Genomic DNA, 890 nt, shown 5'->3' on the forward strand with positions numbered 1-890 from the left:
GTGGGGGAGGGGTCGGTGGTGGTCCAGGCCGTCCACGGCTTCCTGCATCCGGAACCGTGAGCCCCGCGCCGCCGGCCGGAACGCGAGACGCTTACTGAGGACGCCGATCCATGCGTCGATGGGCGTGGCGCCGATCGAGCCTGGCGACGATGGGCGCCGACGCCGTCCAGGAGGACACGATCGGCCCCGCCGGAGGCGTGGAGGATCGCGCGAAGGGCATCGTCGACACCAGCGCCAGAATGGCCGCGAGAGACGGTCTGATGAGAAGGTTCATGGCCGCTCTCCCGGGTTCGAGGACCGCGCTGGCGCGATGGGTCGGAGGATCAGTCGGCGGGACCGCCCGAGGTGGTGCCGAAGTTCGGAACCGCGTGGTTGGTCTCGTCGGCATTGCCGCCCTTGGCCGAACTGTCGATGGTCCGGGACGCCTGCGGCTCTCCGAAGGATCGCGGGGCGCTCTCCAGGTCGACCCGCTCGACGATGGTGTGGGACGGACGATGCTCCGGCATCGCCAGGGCAGGGGCCATCAGGCCAAGCTGAAGAAGGGTGATGGAAGCGAGATGCTTGATCATGGCGCGTCTCCTGATGTCGGACTGGTTTCAAGGACAGAACGGAGCCGCTTGAAATCTCTGCTGCAGCCCTGAGTTCATGTCCGGATCTTAGCCCGTCGGAGGATCCTGAATATTATACGGCGGATCACCGGATCGATGCTTAGGTTATGCCTCCTCATACGAAGGTTTCGGCTGCCCCTCTTTCTCAGCGCTGGCGGGTGGCGGCGACGCCGAGTTGATCCGCCATGCGGACGAGGTCGGCGAGGGATCGCGCCTGCATCTTCTCCATGACGCGCCGCTTATGGACCTTGGCGGTGATCTCCGTGATGCCGAGTTCGGCGG

Annotated in this window: 2 protein-coding genes; both read right to left on the reverse strand. The window is 65.8% G+C overall.

From position 1 onward, the window contains the following. Positions 1 to 323: 323 nt before the first annotated feature. The gene (locus MBTS_RS23415) at positions 324 to 569 is read right to left on the reverse strand and encodes a hypothetical protein (protein ID WP_018043932.1); all 246 of its coding nucleotides are present in this window, start codon (positions 567 to 569) and stop codon (positions 324 to 326) included. A gap of 184 nt (positions 570 to 753) precedes the next feature. Next, positions 754 to 876, reverse strand: a complete 123-nt coding sequence (locus MBTS_RS23420; protein WP_425324825.1) for a LuxR C-terminal-related transcriptional regulator — start codon at positions 874 to 876, stop codon at positions 754 to 756. Positions 877 to 890 lie beyond the last annotated feature (14 nt).

The sequence above is a fragment of the Methylobacterium bullatum genome, from assembly GCF_014845095.1.
Lineage (GTDB): Bacteria > Pseudomonadota > Alphaproteobacteria > Rhizobiales > Beijerinckiaceae > Methylobacterium > Methylobacterium bullatum.